The organism is Halomonas sp. AOP43-A1-21 (genome assembly GCF_052376775.1).
GTDB classification, from domain to species: Bacteria; Pseudomonadota; Gammaproteobacteria; order Pseudomonadales; family Halomonadaceae; genus Vreelandella; species Vreelandella colorata.
The window spans coordinates 86,438-107,291 of the sequence record NZ_JBQSWC010000006.1 but is presented as its reverse complement, the minus strand read 5'-3'; the positions used below and the strand labels follow the sequence as shown (position 1 = coordinate 107,291).

Here is a 20,854-nt window from a genome sequence, read left to right as displayed (position 1 = left end):
TCAGTCTCTCTATTGCTGCTTATAAATTACAGGGTTGCCTTGGCGGGAGAAGGTGTAAATCAAATCCACCGCCTGATTAGCACCTGACACAGCCTGTACATATAGATTACGCCATAGCGTATAACGTAACGTTAGTTCGGCAATCGGTGAGAAAATTCCCACCCCATAGCTAATACGCAGATCATCGGATAGTTGACCACTCAAGGCTACCTGACTGTCATCCCCTACACCGGTCGTATCCAGTGCCAGGTCATCGATACCAAACGCTTCACCAATGGAGCCAACAGCTCCACCCGTGCGGCCCAGTGACATGCCAATCAAGGCTGTGGTCAGGGCACTGTCCATACCGCCGCTGGAATCTGATGCTCGACCTCTTAATAGATACGAGAGGGCCTGGTTTTCAGGCATTGAAGGCTCCGAGAAAATCGTCACGTTGGGTTCTTCAGCGCTACCCGTTACGCGTAGTCCTGCAATGACATCGTCTGCGGTCACGTCCGGATTACGGATAGCTTCGAAATCAAGAGATGGCAGCGACGGCGGGCCGCTAAACAGTAGCTGGCCGCGTCGGATCAATAGGTCCTGGCCAAAGGCCTGGAAACGGCCATCAACGAGATTTACATCGCCAAACAGCTGAAGCCCGCCGCTGTCTTGGCGGATTTCCAGCGTGCCACCCAAGCCTGATTCAAGCCCATAGGCCGAAATTAGCATGTCTCTGCCCAGCGTCAAGGTGATCAGAACATCTAGCTCCATACCCGCTTGAGCTAACTCATCGGCGGCACTTGGCCCGCCATTTTCAGCCACGCGCCGCGCTTCTTCTTCAGCTTCGCGATCCTCGCGCTCGGTAATAATGATTTCATCCGAGCTGGGTTCAATCGCAGAGGAGGACTTTGAGCCAATCTCGAGCCGCGCCCAGGGTAAGTCGACATTACCCCGCACCTGGAGTAGTTCTGGCGTAATGCGTACTCGAATATCCGGTGCGGCCTCTAATCGGCCAAACTGGGGCAATACCAACAGTAACGGCTCTTGCGTGGCGTTCAAGTCGATCCCAATCCGCCAGTCGTCCGCGCCGGGCCAATAGGCGTCCCCGGTAATGTTCAGTCGGCCACGCTCGGCCGCCACGAAGCCATTAATATCCCCTTGCTCACCATCAAACGAGAGGGCTAACTCGCCATCGCGTACATCAACAGGAATATCGGGGCCGTGAACGCGCAACCCACGTAGTGCCAACGTGCCCTGCAAATCCGGCTGGCTGGTGGTGCCGCCAATCTGCACTCGGCCGTTTAGTTCACCCTCAAGACTATCCATGCTCACGACCATAGGACGATAAGGGGCAAGAGAGAGATTGTTGGCTAGCAGCTCGCCATCTAACGTGCCTCGTCCAAGCGGGTCATTGAGCGACAGGTTAAGCCTTAAATCGCCCGCTTCAGAGAACGATAGGACTATGTTGGTATCCGCCTGTGCCTGGTTCGCCTGAAGGTTTGCATCCAGATTAATAACCGGCAGTTGAACAGGCTGCCCATAATCGTTGATCGCGGTAATCGCAAGCTCACTAAGCACTTGAACATCGGCCTGCCAGCGTGCGCCTCCTTGGCGCCAATCAACGACCATGTCCGCCGTTGTATCCCCCTCGAACGACCACTCTTCAGGTAAGAAAGGTTCGAGCATCTCCATAGGCACTTCGCGTACGGTTAATACCGCACGCCCCTGGTCGGGGGAAGCATTGATCGGTTCCTGAGAGCAGACCAGACCGCCCTCTTCACGCCGTAAGCAGAAAGGCGACAGGCGTGCCTGCCCATTAGCCAGGTTGTAACTCAAATCAAGCGGCGCCTCCAGACGAATATTGCCCGCTTCTGAGTCAATTTCCAGAGGAGTTAGCCGGCCTTGATACTGCTGACCCTGTTGATTGAATCGCCCGTCCAGCGCTAATAGGGCTCGGCTAAGGGGGCTATCAGGCTGTCCCTGCACATTCACTTCCAGACGGTGTTGAGACAGCCGCCCTGTCAAATTCAGGTCGGCAGAGGATAGCCGTTGGCCGCCTGCAAGAATTTCCTGCAGGCCAAGCTGAATATCTAGCCTTGGGTCTTCAAGCCCCTGCACATTGGCATTCATCGATAGCCGTTCTACGCGGTTATCCGCAAAGCGCAGGTCGCGCCCCGATAGATCGGCAAGCAGCGCTGGTTGCTCGAAGCTACCGCTTGCCTGTAGATTGCCGGTTAAAGTACCCGCCAAGTCAGGCGATAAGGTACTTAACTCCCGCAGGTCTATGTCGGCATTTAATGACATTGTCTGCTCGCTAAGCTGCCCTGACGCTTGAAGACGGTTATTCCCCTGAGTGAATAACAGCTCGTGGATATCCACTTCTAAATTGCTGTTAGCGTCAAGCGCTGCCTGCAGCGTTAATGGGTAATCGCGCAGCTCACCTTCAATGTCGATATCCGCGATGCTAACGGACCACAGATCACCTAGCTGGCGCACGTTCAGATCAATATCGCCGGTTAAATTGCCGTCCATCTGATCAACAAAGTGGGCCGGATCAAATCGATCAAGGCGTATGCGGGTATCAATGGTTAGAGGAGCCAGCCAATCGATGCGCCCTTCACTACGCAGCGTGCTTTCCTCGACTTGTAGCGCTAAAGGGGCCCAGCGGAAATGGCTAAAGTCGCCATCGCCGTTAAGCGTTATCTGGGTAGGCGGCAACTGTGGCCCTTGTGCCTGAAGGCTGACCTCGGCACGGTAGGCTTCCAGGCTACCCGCAACCGTCAGGTCAACCGCTTCCACCACGTAGGGTTCATTGGTATTTTCGCCCTCCGTCTGTGGCTCCTCCGTTAGCGGCCATTGCAAGCGCTCGCTTTGTAGGCGAACCTGAAAGGGTAAATCCGGTGCCAAGGCATCTATTTGCGCATTAAGAGAGGCAGCTACCACGCCTGCAGCATTCAGCTCAGCCTGCAGGTTATTGAGTGGCCCGGAAAGGTCGAGCACAAGCGTTTCGCCACTTAACGCGGGGAATAACTCGGGCAGAAACAGCTCAGCATTTAACTGCGCTTCTAACGGATAATTGCCCGTCAGGTTAGCGTTACCCACAAGCGTTGCCTGAACATCGTCAGTCACTACTTCGAAGGTGTCGATTGCCACTTGGCTTTCCTGGGTGCTGCCCGCTAGCTGTAGCCGCTCAATAGAGTATTCGAAGGCACCTTCAAAATTTACATCGGTGACGGTCAGGTCGCTAACCTCCACATCAACCGGCAGTACTATCTCAGGTAAGGTAATCGGCTCGCGCGCGGCTAAACGCTCGTTGACAGGAACTGCTTGTGACGCATCTTCTTGGGGCTGGGTAATGAAAATAGCACCATCAATCCCTTCAGCGGTTAACGGCGTCTGCGTATCCTGAGTGAGCTGTACGCCAGACGATGGCGGTAAATAAACGTTTAGCTGATCGAGGCGAGTCGGTGCTAACGCCACCTGACTTTGTTCAGCGGTGGCCGAGGATTCAAACGATACCCAGTTGATATGCGTTCCATCCGCAAGCTGAACATCGACATTGTCTAGACGGACAGAGCGCAGCTCAATGGGAAAAGGCAAATGCAGCCTGAAGGGATCACCCGAATCCTGGGGCGGCTCTTCAGGCGTATCGCTGGCGCTTAAACGAATGTCTGCCCCATCAACCTGCAGGGTATCCAGACACAGTCGCCCTGAAAGCACGCAGTCATCGGCCCAGGCAAGCTCCAGGTCATCAATGACTACCCTGATATTGCCTAGCTCAAGGTGAAAGCCTTGTAGCGTGAATTGATCGAGAAGCGCCCCGTCCTGATGTTCAAATGAAAAATAGCCGCGCTGTTCCCCCTGAGAAAACAGTACCCCTGTTCCCCAGGGAGATAATGCTGTACCCAGCAGTACTGCGATTAAACCAAACAGCCAGAGTGGCAGCACGATAACCAGACGTACCAAGCTCCATATCAATAGCCACATACGATGGCGTGGTGAGTATTGATGGCGCGGCGTGGCGGTAGAAGATTCAACCTGGGACAAAGCGTGCTCCTAGAATTCCGGGCCGATGGAGAAATGCAGACGAAACGCATCTTCATGATCGAAGGGATGTGCTACGTCCAGGCGAATAGGCCCCACAGGCGATATCCAGCGGACGCCTACCCCGGCTCCGGTTTTTAAATCATTCGGCCCCCAGTTATCGAAAGCATCGCCGGTATCGATAAATGTGGCTCCCCACCAGTTTTCTCTAACACGGCGCTGGTACTCAAGGCTGGAGGTAATCATCTGTTGGCCTCCGCGTAGCCGGCCATCGGCATTACGTGGAGAAAGGCTTTCATAAGAGTAGCCGCGCACGCTGCGATCCCCGCCTGCAAAGAAACGCAGTGACGGTGGCAATTTGGAAAAATCGTCGGTTTCAATCGCACCAATACTCAAGCGGGCAGAAAAGCGGTTGTCGTTGTTGATGGTGCGTATCCACTCCGTATCGCCGGTTACACGCGTAAACTTGGCGTCCGAGCCCCAGATTCTGTCCGAATATTCGACTGAAAGCTGCTGACGATCGCCCCAGAGAGGAAACCGCTGCGGACGAGTTCGCGTGCGCGACCACTGAATACCCGGGTAGAAGAGCCACACCTCGTCAGCCTCTCCGCCTTGGGTAAAGTCTTCATAGGTGGTCCGGAAATACAGCGTTTGTACCCAATCGTTTTCAAATTGCCAACGGCGAGCCACTTCAACAGAGCCTTCCAGCGACTGAGTGTCGCTATCATCGATATTACGGATCCCGTACTGCAACCGGTAACTATCGCGCAATGGATCTTCAAGCGGAATGTTGTATACCCCGGTGAAACGCTGCTCGGGCGCAGAGAGATAAAGATCGTGGTCGAGGCTATGACCTAAGCTATTAATCCACGGCTGATGCCAGCTAAAGCGCAGGCGTGGACCTACATCGGTTGCATAGCCAATACCCACTTCAAACTGATGCCGATCGGCAGGCTCAACGCTTACATCAATGGGTAGCGTAGTATTGTCACGCTTATTGATGTTCAGTACGCTTAACAAAGCTGCGCTGCTGATCAGTGGCCGCTGAGGTTGAGAGGCAGTGGCCTCGCTAAACCAGGGATCACCGCCCCCTGGAGGGGTAATAGTAAGTTCTTGGGCCGTTTCCAAGCGTGGGCGTACGGTAACGGACTTAAACCAACCGGTTTCTCCAAGGCGCTGATTATAAGTGGCCAAGGATTCTGCTAGATAGGGATCATTTTCTTCAAAGGTTTGCATCTGCTGCAAACGGTCGGGATCGATATGGCTACCGGTAATATTTACCCTGCCAAACCGGTAACGGGTTCCGCTATCGAAATCCATATAAAGTCGGGCACTTTGCAGATAAGGGCGCACTTCCATACGTCGATCTGTAAAGCCCCAGTCAAAATAACCGCGCTCAATGGCAAGCCCTGCAAATTGGGTCCGTAAACGATCCCAGGGGGCATGACGTAACGGATCACCCTCGCTTAAGGGAAAATTATCCAAGGCTTCTTGAAAAGGCGGGTCGTCTTGAGCATCGCCTTCGATATTGATCGATAGCACTTCAATTTCAACACGCGGGCCAGGCTCAATCGTTAGCCTGATAGGTGGCGTAAGCTCAATGGTAATATCCGGCTCATAGTAACCAAAGACACGCAGGGCTTCTTGCGTGCGGCTACGTATCTCGGCTTCCAGGCGCACATCGGTATATTGCTCAGCGTCAATATTCTCCAGATATGCACTCACGTTTGCCTCAACATCGCCATCGACGCCACTGATGTCGGCAGTGAGCGCCCATGCGGGCATCACACTCGCCGCGCATAGCGGTAATATGATAAAACAAGCCACCTGAGTGGCGGAACGCCATCGCCGTTGTCTTCCCATACATAAAATCCCTAATAAATCAGCGACTCAGAGCTGTTTTGTTACGTAACCTATTACCGAAGCATTTCTATTTGAGCACTAAACGCTAATTGAGCTTGGCGAATCTGGCGTATATCGCTTTCAAGAGCCGCTAAACGTTGACTCCACTGTTGTTCAAATGCTGCCATCTCTTCATTATTAGCCGAGGCTGACTCTAACTGTAGCGTATTTAGCTCAGTTTCTAGCATATTAAAGCGCTCATTCATGGCCTCATTCTGGGCATCCAGCCGCTCGTCTAACGTTTGGCTCAACTGGTTGGACTGCTCTTCAATTGAGGTTAGCTGTTGCGTTGTGGTCTGCTCCAGATAATTGACTTCTTCAACAAGATTCTGTCGCCCCGTCGTGCCCGCCTGCTCAAGCGCATCTAGCGAGCTACTCAGCGCCGCTAGTTGACTGTCGCGTAAGGCAGCCTGCTCCTGATATTGACTAAGGCGCTGTGAAAAGGTTGCCATGGTTTCACTGGAAGCTTGATCCTCATTATCAGTAAGCACGCCGTAAAGCTCTTCTCGAGTATTCGTCAAGGCTATAGAAAGCTGCTCTTGCTCTTGAAAAAGTGTCGACATCTGAGCTTGTACAAAGGTTATCGTATCTTGTACGTCAGTGTCACCCGACTCCAGCCGAGCATGAACATTAGATACCTCACCACTCACCCGATGAAGCTCGGATTGAAGACGCTCACGTTCTAACCACAGCCCAACCGAGGCGGCGGCGAGTAAAGCAAACAGCAGGAATATCCCAAGCCATAATGGCCACACAGCCGGGCCTTTACGGTGGCGTAAATGCTGGGCCGTTAAGCTTTGGTCCACATCGGGAACAATTCGCTGAGAAGGCGTCGAATTGGGCATGGCGTTTCCTCAAAAAGACGTAGGGTCGGCGCGACGACCAATACCACGGTACTTTAACCCGCAGCTGGCAACAAATGTAGGGTCGTAAATATTTCGCCCGTCTAACACTAACTTAGCACTAAGTAACGCGGCCAACCGATGCCAGTCTGGGTTCCAGTAGGGCTTCCACTCGGTCACAAGCATTAATGCATCGGCGCCTTCGCAGGCTTCATAAGGGTCCTGATCGAACGTTTGCAGGTCTTCCCGATAGCCGACTTCCTGATGCAGGGCCGCCGTCGCCGCAGGGTCATGTAGCCTTACCTTAACGCCCTGTGCCCAGAGTGCTTCCAGAAGTGTCAATACGGGGGCGTGATCAATACGTGCCGTTCCGGGTTTAAATGCCGCCCCCCAAATAGCCACCGTTTTACCTTCAAGCTGGCCCTCAAAGTGGCTCCAAAGCTTGCGAAACAGGGTCTCTTTTTTCTGCTCGTTGATATCCATGACTTGTTCAAGCAGAGCAGAATAACGTCCGCTTTTGGATTGGACGTCTGCCAAGCGCATTAAATCGCGAGAGAAGTTAGGGCCGCCAAAGCCACAACCGGGGTATAAATATTCAAAACCAATGCGCGTATCGGCGCCCATGCCCTGACGTACATGTTCGACATCAACGCCTAACGTGTCTGCCAAACCGGCGATTTCATTCATATAGCTAATACGCGTGGCCAGCATGCCATTAATGGCCAGCTTAGTAAGTTCGGCTGCCCGGCGCGGCATAGGTTGAAACACTTCTTGGCGTCGATTAAAAGCACGCAAAAGCTCGCGTATTACATGTTCGCCCTGTGCGTCATCGCAACCCAGTAGCCAACGCGTTGGCCGAGTAAAGGAAGCCCAGGCGCGACCTTCTTCCAGCGTGTCAGGTAAGGCAACGCTGCTATGCTGGTCTTGCATTAAATCGTGTAAACGCTCCGTTTCACCCACCGGGAACGTTGAGTTATTGACTAGAACGGCGCCTTGCTGAACGTTGAGGTCTGGCTGCTGAAGTAGCGTGCTGGCCGCATTACGCTGGCTTGGGGAAAGTGCAAGCCAGATAACATCGGCGGGAGACGCCTGCGCTATATTATCAATAAGTTCCAGCGTACCATCGGTCAGGCCTTGCTCAATATGCGGCATTAATTCAGGTTCACGACGAAGCCAGTCAACTTGAGAAAGCACCGCCCAAGGGGCGCTTTCGTGGGGTAGCCACTGAACCTGATGGCCTACCCAGGCTAACGCAGCAGCAGCGGTCACAGCACTTAACTCGCTGCCATAAAGTAATACTCGCATTTACCAGACTCCTTGCGCGACGGAAAAGCGAGAAAGTATCGCCATGAAATTCATACAATGGTCCTTTTCATGCGTTCTGACCCAGGAGTGGTTAGAATGCCCATAATACTGAACGATTGAGTGGATACCACTCACCACTTGACGTCAACACCCAGGCTGGATGGAAAAAGTAATCATCCATTGCTGATTGAATATGGGAGCCAAACACATGCAAGCGACACCTCAGGATAGCACTGCTGGCCACTATCAAGGCAACGTCGATGCAGCGGAAGTTGCTAAATTTGAAGCACTTGCTAGCCGCTGGTGGGATCCTAAAAGCGAATTTAAACCGCTGCATGATATTAATCCACTGCGCCTGAACTTCATTGACGCTCGCGCGGGCCTTGCGGGCAAAAAGATACTGGATGTTGGCTGTGGCGGCGGCATCTTAAGTGAGTCCATGGCGCATCGCGGTGCCGATGTAACGGGTATCGACCTTGGCGAAGCACCGCTTGGCGTGGCCAGACTGCATGCTGAAGAGAGCGGCGTCTCTGTGGACTATCAACATATTAGCGTTGAAGCATTAGCGGCCCAGAAGCCGGGCCATTTTGATGTAGTGACCTGTATGGAAATGCTGGAGCACGTGCCCGACCCTGCCTCGGTTATCCGTGCGTGCTGTGCCTTGGTGCGCCCGGGTGGCTATGTATTTTTCTCCACGCTAAACCGTACGCCCAAGTCTTACGCCTTTGCGATTTTAGGCGCGGAATATGTTTTAAAGCTGCTGCCGCGTGGAACCCATGACTATGCCAAATTTATTCGCCCCTCAGAAATGGCCGCCTGGTCGCGTCAGGTTGGGTTAGAAGTGCGTGAGCAAACGGGATTGACTTATAACCCTCTTACTCGCCGCTACCGCTTGGTGTCTGATGACGTCTCGGTTAACTATATGATGTATTGCCGCAAGGTGAGCCAATAGATGTCGACCACTGCACCACTAGCCATTCTGTTTGATCTTGATGGCACGTTAGTCGATACCGCGCCCGACTTGGCACAGGCAACCAACGTATTGCGCGAGCATCACGGGCTGGCGCCGCTGCCCTATGAACAGATTCGCAGACAGGTTTCTAACGGAGGAAGCGCGCTGGTGACGCTGGCGCTGGGGCTTAAACTTGGGGCTCCTGAACACGATACGGCGCGTCAGTTTCTGCTGGATACCTATGAGCAAGCCGTAGCGGTACAGAGCCAGGTATTTGATCCGCTGAATCAATGGTTGATTGAATGGCATGGCAACCAGCGGCTATGGGGCATTGTTACCAACAAACCACGCCGCTATACCGAGCCGCTATTAGCCGCTTTGGCACTAGAGCCGGGTGCACTGCTGTGCGCGGATGATCTAAGTGTCAAAAAACCTGATCCTGAACCCTTATGGGAGGCAGCACGCCGTTTGGGAGTTGCACCTAATCAGTGCTGGTATGTCGGCGATCATGTGCGGGATATGCAGGCCGCAAAAGCCGCCGGAATGACGGCCGTTGCGGTGGGCTACGGATACATTAGCGAAGAAGATGACTATCGTCAGTGGCCAGCGGATCTTTGGTTTGAAAAGTGCTCAACGCTAGTCGAAGCATTAAACGCATTCAACATCACGTCCTAAGAAGGCAAACGTAAGAAGGCCAACATCTGTTTAACCGCTGGGCTCATAAGATTTATGCGCGTGGCGGTTGAGCATCAAATTTCTGCCCGCTAATACCAGTACTCGCCGGCCCCATTAGCCATAAATAGGTAGGCATGATGTCTTCAGGGGTACGCAATGTGTCGGGGTCTTCACCTGGATAGGCGCTTTGGCGCATTTGCGTACGTGTGGCTCCAGGGTTCAGCGTGTTGATACGTATATTAGCCTGACTTTCGAACTCATCGGCTATCACTTCCACAAACCCTTCTGTCGCAAACTTAGAAACCGAGTAGGCTCCCCAGTAGGCACGCCCTTTTCGCCCTACGCTTGATGATGTGAAAATAACCGAGGCATCCTGTGACTGCTGAAGCAGGGGTAACAGTGCCTGGGTCATCCAGATTGGTCCGTTAATGTTGACCTGCATGACCTGCTCCCATAACTCTGGGTCATACTGTTCAAACGGTGTAATACGACCTAGGAGCCCCGCGTTATGCAGCAGCCCATCCAAACGGCCAAATTCCTTATCGAGCGTGCTTGCCATATCGTGAAAGTCATCAAGCGTAGCACCTTCGAAATTAAGCGGAAAAATAGCCGGCTGTGGCCCCCCCGCCGCTTCTATTTCGTCATAAACCCGCTCTAGCTTTTCGATGGTGCGACCCAGTAAAATCACGGTTGCCCCATGGCGTGCATAGCTTAACGCTGCCGTACGGCCAATCCCATCACCGGCCCCGGTTACCAGTATGATGCGGTTCTCAAGCAAATCAGGCGATGCTTGATAGTCGATTTTGCAGCTCATGATACGTCCTAACCAACTTAAAATGCGTTGTTACCCAGCCGACTGACGAAGAAAATCACTCGCCAATCCTGCTGCACTACTTTGCGGGTAATCATCACGCACTTGCTCTAGCAGCTCGCGACTACGTTCTGCTTCGCCCTGACGCGCTTTTACCAAGCCAAGTTTATACAGTGCATCAGGCACTTTGCTACTGCTACTGAAGTCTGAGATGACACGGCTAAAGGACGCATCAGCGTCGCTTAGCTGGCCTTCGGCGGCATAGAGTTCACCCAGCCAATAATAGCCGTTAGATGCCAGACTGCTGTCAGCATGAGTGGTGACGAAGCCTTCAAAGGCTTTAATTGCTTCGTCAAAGCGACGTGCCTGAACGTGAGCAAACGCCGCCTGATAGTCCGACTGGGCATCTTCGCTGACGTTACGCGCAGAAGGCGCATTCACCACTTCCTGCGCCGCTTCCGGCTCTACCTGAGGAGTCGCCTGCTCAATTTGAGTCGGGCCGCTGTTCATCAGGCGATCTTCGATATCCAGATACTGCTGCTGGGATTGACGCTTCAATTGCTCAAGCTGGTGACGCAGCTCTTCAATCTGCCCACGCAGCTGCTGGATTTCCTGCTGGTGCTCTTCTACTTGATTAAACAGTACAAGATTACCGCCGGCAGATTCCTGACGCTGGGTCTGCTGATAGAAACCGCTTGAGCTACCGGAAGAAAGATCTTGAACGAGCGGCTGTTGGGCAACCGCCGCGAGTGGCAATACGGACAGCGGGAGCACTAAGGCTCCCGCACCGCACAGCCTCTCAAAATAGCGTTTGAGACTGTGATTCATGACAACTCCGTAGATCACATCGGCGTGCCCTCAGGCACGCCAACGGAATCAGTAATTAAATACAACGCGACGGTTCTGGGAGTAAGCGCTTTCGCTTTGGCCGCTAGCTGCAGGACGCTCTTCACCATAGCTCACAACGCTCATTTGCGAGTTGGAAACGCCCTGAATGTTCAGGAAACGCTGAACGGCACGGGCACGACGCTCACCTAGCGCCATGTTGTATTCACGGGTACCGCGCTCATCGGTATGACCATGTAATACAACTTGTGCATTCGGGTTGGCACGCAGGTAACGCGCATGGGCCATTACGGCAGACTCGTATTCGCTTTTGATAGTGTCGCGGTCGTAATCGAAGTAAATGGTACGTACTTCAGGGATACGAGAATCAGCTTGCTGACCAGCACCTGAGCCAGAACCCGTAGTAGAACCATACTGACCACCTGTACCAGCGCCCGAGGTGCCTGCACCCATGCTGCTGCCATCTTGGCTTCCGTAAGAATCACCATCTTGGGTTCCGCCGGTGCTGGAACAGCCAGCGATAACTACGATAGATAACGCGACTGCCAATGAGCGAACCAACGGTTTAAGTTGCATAATCAGACTCCTTGCCTGAAAGAAATTAACACTATCAATCATTAGTTTAAAAACGGCGACCATGCAGGATCCCGCACATCGCCTTGTGCTGCAGGAAGCCGGAATGACGACCGCCCATCGGCAGAAACGGCACTCAGCACCCCGTTGTTACCCTGTTGGGTAGCGAAGATTACCATGGTCCCGTTCGGCGCAACACTAGGAGATTCATCTCTTGTTGAATCACTTAGTACCACAAGCCGTCCGCCGTCTAAATCCTGACGAGCCACCTGATATCCACGGCTGGAACGGTGGACCAAAAAGATTTGATCGCCATCGGGAGAATAGCGTGCTCGAGCGTTGTAGTTGCCGGTAAACGTCAGGCGTTTTGTCTCACCGCTGCCTAGTGAATACTGGTAAATCTGCGGGCCACCACTGCGATCAGAGGTGAACAGCAGGCTACGACCATCGGGCGACCAAGCGGGCTCGGTATCGATGCTGTTGCTGTTGGTAAGACGTTCCACTGAGCGATTGCCAATATCCATGATGTAAATCTCAGGCTGGCCATCTTTGGATAAGGACATCGCAATACGACGGCCATCCGGCGACCACGTCGGCGCGCCGTTGATACCATCAAACGATGTTGCCATTACACGCTGGCCGGTGGCGACATCCTGAATATAAATCGCTGGACGCTCAGTTTCAAAGGAAACATAGGCAAGTTTGCGGCCGTCCGGCGACCAGGAAGGTGACATGATAGGCTGATCAGAGGTTAATACCTGCTGGCTATTACGCCCGTCTGCATCGGCTACGTAGAGCCCGAACTGCATATTGTCGCCAAGCCCTTGAGCCGTTACATAGGCGATGCTGGTAGAAAAAGCGCCGCGAATATCGGTAATCGCTTCAAATATCTGGTCGCTGATGTAGTGAGCCGCACCACGCAGGTCATTGGCATTGGCATTGGCCGTAACGCTTTCACCAATCATACGGCGCTGGCCACTGATATCCATCAGGTCAAACTGAAGCTGATAGCCACTACCTGTCTGCTCAGCGCGACCTACCACTAGATAACGCACATCGAGCGAACGCCAGGTGCCGAACTCAACGTCATCGGCTTGGCTGGGCTTTTCAAACATGGCACTACGCTCTAGCGGTTCAAATAGACCGCTACGCTCCAAGTCATCCTGAATAATCTGAGCGATATCTTCGGACATCCCCTCATTGCCGGCAAAAGGCACCACGGCAATAGGCAAGGCCTGATCGCTGCCTCGCGTAATTTCAATGGTCAAGTTTGCGTTTGCAAAACTACTGAAAGCTATCAGTAAGCAGAATAACCAAAATTTCTTAAACAATTTAGTTTGCATCAACGGACTCCCCCTGGGGAAAAGTTCAAAGTAATTCTTGGGCGTATTTCGCGCTGCTGCGCTTCTGACAGTTGAAGTAGCTCGGAATAAGGAGCCGCTTGTTCAATAGCTTGAATGGCTGACTGATCAAACGCACTATCACCACTTGAAGTCGCTATAGTTGCTAGTAATACCTCCCCTGATGGACCTAAACGAACATTTACTATGGCCCGCATTCCATCGCTAGCCCCACCAGGGATGATCCAAGCTTGCTCAACTGCACGGCGCATTATATTGCTGAAATTATTTACAGCCTGCTGCGCTTGTTGCGCATTTGCCGCGGCCTCCGCTTCACCGGCTAGCTGACGCTGCATGGCGGCTTCCGCTGCTTCCGCTGCCTGGCGTTGACGTTCAGCTTCTTCACGTGCGCGCCGCTCTTCGGCCTCCCGCTCACGCTGTGCTTCTGCTTCACGTTGACGTGCGGCTTCTGCTTCTGCTTCGGCTTTGGCCTCTGCTTCAGCGGCAGCTTTGGCCTCTGCTTCAGCGGCAGCTTTGGCCTCTGCTTCAGCGGCAGCTTTGGCTTCTGCTTCAGCGGCGGCTTTGGCTTCTGCTTCAGCGGCGGCTTTGGCTTCTGCTTCAGCGGCGGCTTTGGCTTCTGCTTCAGCGGCGGCTTTGGCTTCTGCTTCAGCGGCGGCTTTGGCCTCTGCTTCGGCGGCCGCTTGCGCTTCTGCCTCTGCCTCTGCCTGTTCACGAGCCTGCTGGACTTCAGCTTCGCGAGCCTGCGCTTGTGCCGCCTGCTCCTGAGCTAGGCGTTCGGCTTCCTCAGCGCGTCGTTGAGCTTCGGCTTCGGCAGCCTCTTGCGCTTGCTCTAATGCTTGCGCCTGCGCTTCGGCTTCACGACGAGCGGCTTCTTCAGCCGCTTGCTGTTCGGCCGCCTGGTTATCCGGCTCCGGCTCAGCTGCCTCGGGCTCGCTTACGCTAGGCTCGGCCGTTGGCTCCGTTGCGCTATTCATCGCCGCTTGCTGCTCGGTTGCTTGCTGAGCCTGGTCGGTAAACGTTTCTGTACTGACCAGCGTTGCTTGTACGATGGAGGAAGAGTCCGGTTCTGCTGTTGAGCTGGGCCAATTAATAAAACTAAAAACAATAATAGCCAAATGCACGCCCACCGCGAGTACGGTTGGCAACTTATAGCCAACATCCTGCGGGTCGCGCGGCGTATCAGCGGTCACTTGCGTCTTGCCCTTACCCATCTTGCGGCGGCTCTGAAAGCAATCCTACATTTTCAACGCCGGAACGCTGTAGCGTGCTCATTAGCAAAACGATCTGGCCATACTGCACGTTACGGTCACCGCGCACCATGACAGGCGTGCCCGGGCGACGTTGTAGAATCGCCCCGACGCGTTCCGACATCTGCTCAAGTGAAACTGAGGTTGAGTCTTCGCCCAGGGTAATAAAATACCCGCCTTCGCGATCAACCGAGATAATGATGGGGTCACTATCCTGGGTATCAATCGGCTGCGATGAGACCTGCGGCAGATCGACCTGAACGCCTTGAGTCAGCATAGGGGCGGTAATCATAAAAATGACCAGCAGCACCAACATAACGTCGATAAAGGGGACGACGTTAATCTCCCCCATCGGTTTATTCTTGCCGCTACGGTTGAAAGGACCTTGCATGGCGAACTCCCTTAACTGGCGCTAGGCTTGCCGTCACGGCCTTGCAGGTTACGATGCAAGATGGCGTGAAACTCTTCGGCGAAGTCTTCATATTTACCGAGTAAGCGAGACGCATTGTTGGATAGACGGTTATAGAAAATAACCGCAGGAATCGCGGCGAAAAGCCCCATGGCGGTGGCAATCAAGGCCTCTGCAATCCAGGGCGCGACCGTTGCCAGGGTTGCTTGCTGCGTCATGGAAAGAGATTGGAAAGAACCCATGATGCCCCATACGGTGCCGAAGAGGCCAATGTAGGGGCTTGCTGATGCGACCGTGGCGAGAAACACCAGATGCTGTGTTAGACGATCCTCTTCACGAGACCACGCAACGCGCATACTACGCTGTACGCCTTCAAGCACCGTATCGGCGTTGCGGGTTTTAGGCATCAGGCGATTGAATTCACGAAAACCCGCCTGAAAGATATGCTCAGCGCCGTGGCGCGGATCATCAGCAGGAATTTCCCGGTATAGCTCATTCAAGTCGACACCTGACCAGAACGACTCTTCGAACTGGTTATACTCCTGCTTAGCTCGGCGCAAGGCGATACTGCGCTGAAAGATGACTACCCAAGACAGGATTGACCCCACCACCAGTAGTAGCATCACCAGCTGCACAACAACGCTGGCATTCATTATAAGGTGCGGGATGGACATGGTGTTATCGTTCACAGGTGCCCTCATCAATCAATTAAGTCGGTAATACCCGACAAAGTAGTGGTTTCCAGGTTACGAAACCGTGGTTGCTGTTTGTAGACCTGTTTTAAATGCAGCGGGCCACGCTTTGGGCCGCATGCGTTCTGCACTTAGGCAGGCTATCTCGACTGTCGCACTGCAAAGGAGTTCCTCTCCCCGCATTACACGTTGCTCAAACGTTACCCGGCAGCGGCCTATTTCGGTGATATGTGCCGTGACGTCGACCACGTCATCGAGACGCGCCGGTTTCGCATAGTGACAGGCTAAGCGATATACCACTAGCTGTGTACCTTCGTCTAGTAACGTTTGCTGATCAAGACCTTGCTCACGTAGCCATTCGCTGCGCGCGCGCTCCATAAACTTCAGATAGTTAACGTAGTAGACAATGCCACCGGCATCAGTATCTTCCATATAAACACGTACGGGCAGCGAGCGCGAAATACTCATGGGCGTCGCTCTCCTTCCATATCCACAGAGTGCTCGTTGGGAACGCGGTTAAAATGCAGCCAAGCCTGACGCGTGACGGTACGCCCGCGGGGCGTGCGCATCATTAGGCCTTGCTGGATAAGGTAGGGCTCGATAACGTCTTCGATGGTATTACGTTCCTCACCTATGGCCGCGGAGAGTGAGTCAACACCTACCGGACCGCCCTCGAACTTATCAATCATTGCAAGCAGCAGGCGCCTGTCCATGTGATCCAGGCCATAGTGATCCACGTTGAGCATATTCAGCGCAGCATCAGCCAGGGAAACATCCACCGTGCCGTTGCCTTTCATTTCTGCATAGTCGCGCACCCGGCGCAGCAAGCGATTGGCGATACGCGGCGTGCCCCGAGAGCGGCGGGCAATTTCGATAGCGCCCTCAGCGCTGGTTTCCACCCCCAGCAAGCGCGCTGAGCGAGTGACGATTTCGGTCAGCTCTTCGAGATTATAAAATTCCAGCCGTTGAACGATGCCAAATCGATCGCGTAACGGCGATGTCAAAAGCCCTGCCCGGGTGGTTGCACCCACCAGCGTGAAGCGAGGCAAGTCCAGTTTGATCGACCGAGCCGCCGGGCCTTCGCCAATCATGATATCGAGCTGAAAATCCTCCATGGCCGGATAGAGCACTTCTTCAATCGCAGGAGATAAGCGGTGAATCTCGTCAATAAACAGCACGTCACCGGGCTCAAGGTTGGTCAGCATGGCTGCCAAATCCCCTGCCCGCTCGAGCACGGGCCCTGACGTTGACTTGAGTCCGACGCCCATTTCGGTAGCGATAATATTGGCAAGCGTCGTTTTACCCAGCCCTGGTGGGCCAAACACCAGGGTATGGTCGAGACTCTCTTCGCGAAGCCGGGCCGCGCCAATAAATATTTCAAGCTGCTCGCGAACCCTCGGCTGGCCGATATAGTCATCAAGTCGCTTTGGACGAATGGCATAATCAATTCGCCCTTCTCCCTGCTCTGGTTCAGCCGCTATCAACCGGTCATGTTCTAACATAGATGCTCTTCTTGAATACTGTCTTAAATACCTGGCAATCTGCTTACTCTGGGTTACTGCAAAACGACGGGGTAGCTCAGCCGCTCATTCGCTGTGTTAATGCTGCCTTGATCAAGGCCTCTGTCGATTGCTTGGGGTCAAGATCTGCCAGCATTTTGCTGGCTTCGGTTAGCTTGTAACCTAGGCTTACGAGCGCGGACTCAGCGTCGGCCAAGCTATTGCGGGTAGGTCGCCCGTTGGTAGCTTCAAGGGGAAGCGGCGAATCAGAGCCATGCTCCCACTCGGGGAAACGATCGCGCATTTCAATAATAAGCCGTTCGGCCGTTTTCTTGCCGACACCAGGCAGCTTGGTTAGCGCTTTGCTGTCATCATCACGAACACAGCGCATAAACGCGTCTTCATCCATGCCGGACAAAATAGCCAGAGCCAGTTTAGGGCCAACGCCGTTAACCTTGATGAGGGCTCGAAACAGCGCCCGCTCATGCTCACGCGCAAACCCGTAAAGCAGGTGAGCATCGTCTCGAATGGTTAAGTGGGTATAAAGCGATGCTTTCTCACCCAATGCCGGTAGCGAAACAAGCGTATTCATTGAGGTCTCAAGCTCGTACCCCACGCCCTGGACATCAATTACAATCCAAGGCGGTTGTTTTTCCAGCAGATAGCCACTCAGACGTCCGATCATAAATACGCTCGCGATAGTAAAAACAGGCGTTTACTATAATGCTACTCTGTACAAGTGACCAGTAGTGGTTAAAGACGCCAACGCCCGGTTGAGGCACGCCGGCTTCGCCCACTGGAAGCGCTGGGAAGCCTATTGCCCGTATAGGAGTGGGTTAACGCAATAGCTAATGCATCAGCAGCATCGGCTTGCGGCGTGGCGGAAAGTTTTAATAGTGCAGTAACCATATGCTGCACCTGCAGTTTATCCGCACCGCCATGCCCCGTTACGGCTTCTTTAATGCGTCGCGCCGCGTATTCCGCCACGCTTAATCCGTGGTTGGCCATACATACCAGGGCCGCGCCCCGGGCTTGGCCAAGCTTAAGTGCTGAATCAACATTTTTAGCCAAGAATACGCGTTCAATGGCAGTGTCCGTCGGTTTGTATAAACCCACCACTTCGCTTAGCCCCGCATATATTTGCGCCAAACGCTGCTCCAGCGGCCCGTCTGATGTACGAATACAGCCGCTGGCCACATAGGTGGGCTTCACCCCGACCATATCAATTACACCGTAACCGGTAATTCGGGAACCAGGATCGATACCCAGAATGCGCACCGGTAACGCAGTGCGTGTTTCGTCCATATACGTTTACTCGTGCTATGCGACAAAGCCCTAGGCGACAAAAGCGCTGATGCAAAAACACCGACGCCAGAGCGTCGGTGTTTTTAGTCAGCTTACGATCGAAAGCCTGTCTATTAGAGGGTTCTATCTCAAGAACCATCCCAAGGGCTGTCTCAAGGGCTATCGATTTACTCGCCAGCCGTTTCAGGTTTGGCTTTTTGACGTAAGCGGATATTGAGATCTTTTAGCTGATCAGGGCTAACCTCACCCGGTGCGTCGGTCATCAAGCAGGCCGCGCTTTGCGTTTTCGGGAAAGCGATAACTTCACGGATAGTCTTGGCACCAACCATCAGCATGACCAGGCGGTCCAGGCCGAATGCCAAGCCGCCATGGGGCGGCGCGCCGTACTGAAGCGCGTCCAGCAAGAAACCAAACTTCTCTTGCGCTTCTTCTTCACCGATGCCCAGAATTTCAAACACGGTGCTCTGCATGGTTTGATTGTGGATACGGATAGAACCGCCGCCAAGCTCGGTACCGTTCAACACCATATCGTAGGCACGCGATAAAGCTTTGGCCGGGTCGGCCTTGAGCTCTTCCGGCGAGCAGGAAGGCGCAGTGAACGGATGGTGTAACGGGCTCAAACGACCGTTATCATCGGCTTCGAACATCGGGAAGTCGACGACCCACAGCGGCGCCCAAGCTTGTGTGTAGAGATCCAGATCTGCACCCAATTTGACGCGCAGCGCGCCAATGGCTTCATTGACGATGCGCGTTTTGTCGGCACCGAAGAAGATGATATCGCCATCTTCTGCGCCAAGACGGTCAAGCAGCTCTTCAACGATATTTTCCATGAACTTGACGATAGGCGACTGAAGCCCTTCAAGCCCTTTAGCACGCTCGTTGACCTTGATCCAGGCCAGTCCTTTCGCGCCGTAGATACCCACGAACTTGGTATATTCGTCGATCTCTTTACGCGAAAGCTTGGCACCGCCCGGTACCTTGAGCGCGGCCACTCGGCCATCTTCAGCACTGGCCGGGCCTGAGAATACTTTGAAGTCGACCTGCTTCATCAGATCGTCAACGTCGGTCAGTTCAAGCGGAATACGTAGATCCGGCTTGTCTGAACCAAAGCGGTCCATGGCTTCTTGCCAGGTCATGCGCGGAAATTCGGGAAGTTCAACGCTGAGCACTTCCTGGAAGAGCTGACGAATCATGGCTTCGGTAATGCCCATGATGTCGTCTTCTTCAACGAAAGAGGCTTCGATATCAATCTGAGTGAATTCAGGCTGACGATCGGCGCGTAGGTCTTCGTCACGGAAGCACTTGGCAATTTGATAGTAACGGTCAAAACCCGCCACCATTAATAGCTGCTTGAAGAGCTGCGGTGACTGAGGCAGTGCAAAGAAGCTGCCCGCATGGGTGCGGCTAGGCACCAGATAGTCACGGGCGCCTTCGGGCGTCGCGCGCGTAAGGATTGGCGTTTCGATATCCAAAAAGCCCTGGTTTTCCAGGAACGCACGCACGGTATGCGAAATACGCGAACGTAGACGCAGTTTCTCGATCATGTCTGGGCGACGCAGATCAATATAGCGGTGCTTCAGGCGAACTTCTTCACCTACTTTGCCATGTTCGTCAAGCTGGAACGGCGGTGTGGAAGCGGTGTTCAGCACTTCAACGTCTTTGGCCAATACCTCAATCATCCCGGTGGGCATGTTGGGGTTCTGGGTGCCTTCCGGACGCAGTCTGACACGACCCGTAATACGCAGCACATATTCGCCGCGGGCACGGTCGGCAGTTGCAAACGCTTCGGCAGTATCCGGGTCTACCACAAACTGAGCGATACCATCGCGGTCACGCATATCGAGGAAAATAACCCCACCGTGGTCGCGACGACGATGTACCCATCCGCAAACGGTGACCGTTTGATCCACCAATGTCTCGTTTAGCTGGCCGCAATAATGGCTGCGCATGTCAAATCCTGTTCTGTTTCGTGGCAAATAAAGTGTCGCGGGCCAGGCTGGCCCAGGCAACCGCAGTTAGGCCGCAGTGCCTGTAGACTTGGAAGTAGTGTCGCTTTTAGCGCTGTCTTTACCCGCCGTGCCTTTGGCATCGGCGACTAAGTTCTTTTTACTTCCCGTTTTAAAATCGGTTTCATACCAACCACCGCCCGCTAGGCGGAACCCTGCTGCGGATACGAGCCGCTCAAGGTCATTACGGTTGCACGCAGGACACTCTTTTAACGGGTCTGCGCTGATTTTCTGTAATTTTTCCATGCGATGGCCGCAGGCCTTGCACTCATATTCATAGATAGGCATGTTGATGACTCCTAAAAAGCTCAACGACGACAGGATATTGGCGAATATAAACACAGCCAGCTGCGAATATTTGGCCTGCCGAGATAAAATCCAAGGCTGCGGTTGATAAAGCGACAAT

Annotated in this window: 19 protein-coding genes; 2 read left to right on the top strand and 17 right to left on the bottom strand. The window is 53.7% G+C overall.

From position 1 onward, the window contains the following. Positions 1 to 9: 9 nt before the first annotated feature. From tamB to ACT3R7_RS05360, 4 genes are read right to left on the bottom strand one after another with little or no spacing between them, the layout of a single operon-like run. On the bottom strand, positions 10 to 4,026 hold the full coding sequence (tamB, locus tag ACT3R7_RS05375) for an autotransporter assembly complex protein TamB (RefSeq protein ID WP_496198853.1): 4,017 nt from the start codon (positions 4,024 to 4,026) through the stop codon (positions 10 to 12). 9 nt (positions 4,027 to 4,035) lie between these two features. After that, positions 4,036 to 5,886 (bottom strand): autotransporter assembly complex protein TamA, encoded by a 1,851-nt coding sequence (gene tamA / locus ACT3R7_RS05370; protein WP_417419936.1) that lies wholly within the window; start codon positions 5,884 to 5,886, stop codon positions 4,036 to 4,038. 53 nt (positions 5,887 to 5,939) lie between these two features. After that, positions 5,940 to 6,770 carry a coiled-coil domain-containing protein gene (locus tag ACT3R7_RS05365; RefSeq protein WP_192539007.1) on the bottom strand — a complete coding sequence of 277 codons (831 nt, stop codon included), beginning with the start codon at positions 6,768 to 6,770 and terminating at the stop codon, positions 5,940 to 5,942. A gap of 9 nt (positions 6,771 to 6,779) precedes the next feature. Continuing rightward, positions 6,780 to 8,072: a nucleotide sugar dehydrogenase gene (locus ACT3R7_RS05360; RefSeq protein WP_192539006.1), complete on the bottom strand. Its 1,293-nt coding sequence runs from the start codon at positions 8,070 to 8,072 to the stop codon at positions 6,780 to 6,782. Between the two features lie 208 nt (positions 8,073 to 8,280). On the opposite strand from ACT3R7_RS05360, the gene ubiG reads away from it, so the two are divergent. Beyond that, on the top strand, positions 8,281 to 9,024 hold the full coding sequence (gene ubiG, locus ACT3R7_RS05355) for a bifunctional 2-polyprenyl-6-hydroxyphenol methylase/3-demethylubiquinol 3-O-methyltransferase UbiG (protein WP_192539005.1): 744 nt from the start codon (positions 8,281 to 8,283) through the stop codon (positions 9,022 to 9,024). Continuing rightward, entirely contained in the window at positions 9,025 to 9,699 is a 675-nt protein-coding gene (locus tag ACT3R7_RS05350) for an HAD family hydrolase (protein ID WP_192539004.1), read from the top strand. A gap of 52 nt (positions 9,700 to 9,751) precedes the next feature. Here ACT3R7_RS05350 and ACT3R7_RS05345 read toward each other — a convergent pair whose 3' ends face one another. From ACT3R7_RS05345 to ACT3R7_RS05285, 13 genes are all read right to left on the bottom strand, one after another. After that, positions 9,752 to 10,513 carry a YciK family oxidoreductase gene (locus ACT3R7_RS05345; protein ID WP_192539003.1) on the bottom strand — a complete coding sequence of 254 codons (762 nt, stop codon included), beginning with the start codon at positions 10,511 to 10,513 and terminating at the stop codon, positions 9,752 to 9,754. A 30-nt stretch (positions 10,514 to 10,543) separates the two neighbouring features. Next, positions 10,544 to 11,338 (bottom strand): tol-pal system protein YbgF, encoded by a 795-nt coding sequence (ybgF, locus tag ACT3R7_RS05340; RefSeq protein ID WP_192539002.1) that lies wholly within the window; start codon positions 11,336 to 11,338, stop codon positions 10,544 to 10,546. 48 nt (positions 11,339 to 11,386) lie between these two features. After that, on the bottom strand, positions 11,387 to 11,932 hold the full coding sequence (gene pal / locus ACT3R7_RS05335; RefSeq protein WP_018916118.1) for a peptidoglycan-associated lipoprotein Pal: 546 nt from the start codon (positions 11,930 to 11,932) through the stop codon (positions 11,387 to 11,389). A 41-nt stretch (positions 11,933 to 11,973) separates the two neighbouring features. After that, on the bottom strand, positions 11,974 to 13,272 hold the full coding sequence (gene tolB / locus ACT3R7_RS05330) for a Tol-Pal system beta propeller repeat protein TolB (RefSeq protein ID WP_417419935.1): 1,299 nt from the start codon (positions 13,270 to 13,272) through the stop codon (positions 11,974 to 11,976). Beyond that, positions 13,272 to 14,501 carry a cell envelope integrity protein TolA gene (tolA, locus tag ACT3R7_RS05325; RefSeq protein WP_496198852.1) on the bottom strand — a complete coding sequence of 410 codons (1,230 nt, stop codon included), beginning with the start codon at positions 14,499 to 14,501 and terminating at the stop codon, positions 13,272 to 13,274. The genes tolB and tolA overlap by 1 nt, the downstream gene beginning before the upstream one ends. Further along, positions 14,494 to 14,928: a protein TolR gene (gene tolR / locus ACT3R7_RS05320; RefSeq protein ID WP_018916115.1), complete on the bottom strand. Its 435-nt coding sequence runs from the start codon at positions 14,926 to 14,928 to the stop codon at positions 14,494 to 14,496. The genes tolA and tolR overlap by 8 nt, the downstream gene beginning before the upstream one ends. A gap of 11 nt (positions 14,929 to 14,939) precedes the next feature. Continuing rightward, on the bottom strand, positions 14,940 to 15,620 hold the full coding sequence (tolQ, locus tag ACT3R7_RS05315; protein WP_018916114.1) for a protein TolQ: 681 nt from the start codon (positions 15,618 to 15,620) through the stop codon (positions 14,940 to 14,942). A 72-nt stretch (positions 15,621 to 15,692) separates the two neighbouring features. Further along, a complete protein-coding gene (gene ybgC, locus ACT3R7_RS05310) occupies positions 15,693 to 16,106 on the bottom strand; it encodes a tol-pal system-associated acyl-CoA thioesterase (RefSeq protein WP_192538665.1) in 414 nt (137 codons plus the stop codon). Beyond that, the gene (gene ruvB / locus ACT3R7_RS05305; RefSeq protein WP_018916112.1) at positions 16,103 to 17,140 is read right to left on the bottom strand and encodes a Holliday junction branch migration DNA helicase RuvB; all 1,038 of its coding nucleotides are present in this window, start codon (positions 17,138 to 17,140) and stop codon (positions 16,103 to 16,105) included. Before ruvB ends, ybgC begins: the two co-directional genes overlap by 4 nt. A gap of 76 nt (positions 17,141 to 17,216) precedes the next feature. Continuing rightward, positions 17,217 to 17,822 carry a Holliday junction branch migration protein RuvA gene (ruvA, locus tag ACT3R7_RS05300; RefSeq protein ID WP_192538666.1) on the bottom strand — a complete coding sequence of 202 codons (606 nt, stop codon included), beginning with the start codon at positions 17,820 to 17,822 and terminating at the stop codon, positions 17,217 to 17,219. Between the two features lie 68 nt (positions 17,823 to 17,890). Further along, the gene (gene ruvC / locus ACT3R7_RS05295; RefSeq protein ID WP_412767948.1) at positions 17,891 to 18,415 is read right to left on the bottom strand and encodes a crossover junction endodeoxyribonuclease RuvC; all 525 of its coding nucleotides are present in this window, start codon (positions 18,413 to 18,415) and stop codon (positions 17,891 to 17,893) included. A gap of 194 nt (positions 18,416 to 18,609) precedes the next feature. After that, the gene (gene aspS, locus ACT3R7_RS05290) at positions 18,610 to 20,391 is read right to left on the bottom strand and encodes an aspartate--tRNA ligase (protein ID WP_192538668.1); all 1,782 of its coding nucleotides are present in this window, start codon (positions 20,389 to 20,391) and stop codon (positions 18,610 to 18,612) included. A gap of 66 nt (positions 20,392 to 20,457) precedes the next feature. Next, positions 20,458 to 20,736: an FmdB family zinc ribbon protein gene (locus ACT3R7_RS05285; protein WP_192538710.1), complete on the bottom strand. Its 279-nt coding sequence runs from the start codon at positions 20,734 to 20,736 to the stop codon at positions 20,458 to 20,460. Positions 20,737 to 20,854 lie beyond the last annotated feature (118 nt).

What these genes read in the sequence shown, in the direction of transcription:
- ACT3R7_RS05345 (WP_192539003.1), bottom strand. Translation starts at nt 10,513, where the DNA reads ATGAGCTGCAAAATCGACTATCAAGCATCGCCTGATTTGCTTGAGAAC.
- pal (WP_018916118.1), bottom strand. Translation starts at nt 11,932, where the DNA reads ATGCAACTTAAACCGTTGGTTCGCTCATTGGCAGTCGCGTTATCTATC.
- ACT3R7_RS05350 (WP_192539004.1), top strand. Translation starts at nt 9,025, where the DNA reads ATGTCGACCACTGCACCACTAGCCATTCTGTTTGATCTTGATGGCACG.
- ubiG (WP_192539005.1), top strand. Translation starts at nt 8,281, where the DNA reads ATGCAAGCGACACCTCAGGATAGCACTGCTGGCCACTATCAAGGCAAC.
- ruvB (WP_018916112.1), bottom strand. Translation starts at nt 17,140, where the DNA reads ATGTTAGAACATGACCGGTTGATAGCGGCTGAACCAGAGCAGGGAGAA.
- tolB (WP_417419935.1), bottom strand. Translation starts at nt 13,272, where the DNA reads ATGCAAACTAAATTGTTTAAGAAATTTTGGTTATTCTGCTTACTGATA.
- tolR (WP_018916115.1), bottom strand. Translation starts at nt 14,928, where the DNA reads ATGCAAGGTCCTTTCAACCGTAGCGGCAAGAATAAACCGATGGGGGAG.
- ACT3R7_RS05365 (WP_192539007.1), bottom strand. Translation starts at nt 6,770, where the DNA reads ATGCCCAATTCGACGCCTTCTCAGCGAATTGTTCCCGATGTGGACCAA.
- ruvA (WP_192538666.1), bottom strand. Translation starts at nt 17,822, where the DNA reads ATGATCGGACGTCTGAGTGGCTATCTGCTGGAAAAACAACCGCCTTGG.
- ybgC (WP_192538665.1), bottom strand. Translation starts at nt 16,106, where the DNA reads ATGAGTATTTCGCGCTCGCTGCCCGTACGTGTTTATATGGAAGATACT.
- tolA (WP_496198852.1), bottom strand. Translation starts at nt 14,501, where the DNA reads ATGGGTAAGGGCAAGACGCAAGTGACCGCTGATACGCCGCGCGACCCG.
- aspS (WP_192538668.1), bottom strand. Translation starts at nt 20,391, where the DNA reads ATGCGCAGCCATTATTGCGGCCAGCTAAACGAGACATTGGTGGATCAA.
- ybgF (WP_192539002.1), bottom strand. Translation starts at nt 11,338, where the DNA reads ATGAATCACAGTCTCAAACGCTATTTTGAGAGGCTGTGCGGTGCGGGA.
- ACT3R7_RS05360 (WP_192539006.1), bottom strand. Translation starts at nt 8,072, where the DNA reads ATGCGAGTATTACTTTATGGCAGCGAGTTAAGTGCTGTGACCGCTGCT.
- tamA (WP_417419936.1), bottom strand. Translation starts at nt 5,886, where the DNA reads ATGGGAAGACAACGGCGATGGCGTTCCGCCACTCAGGTGGCTTGTTTT.
- ACT3R7_RS05285 (WP_192538710.1), bottom strand. Translation starts at nt 20,736, where the DNA reads ATGCCTATCTATGAATATGAGTGCAAGGCCTGCGGCCATCGCATGGAA.
- tolQ (WP_018916114.1), bottom strand. Translation starts at nt 15,620, where the DNA reads ATGTCCATCCCGCACCTTATAATGAATGCCAGCGTTGTTGTGCAGCTG.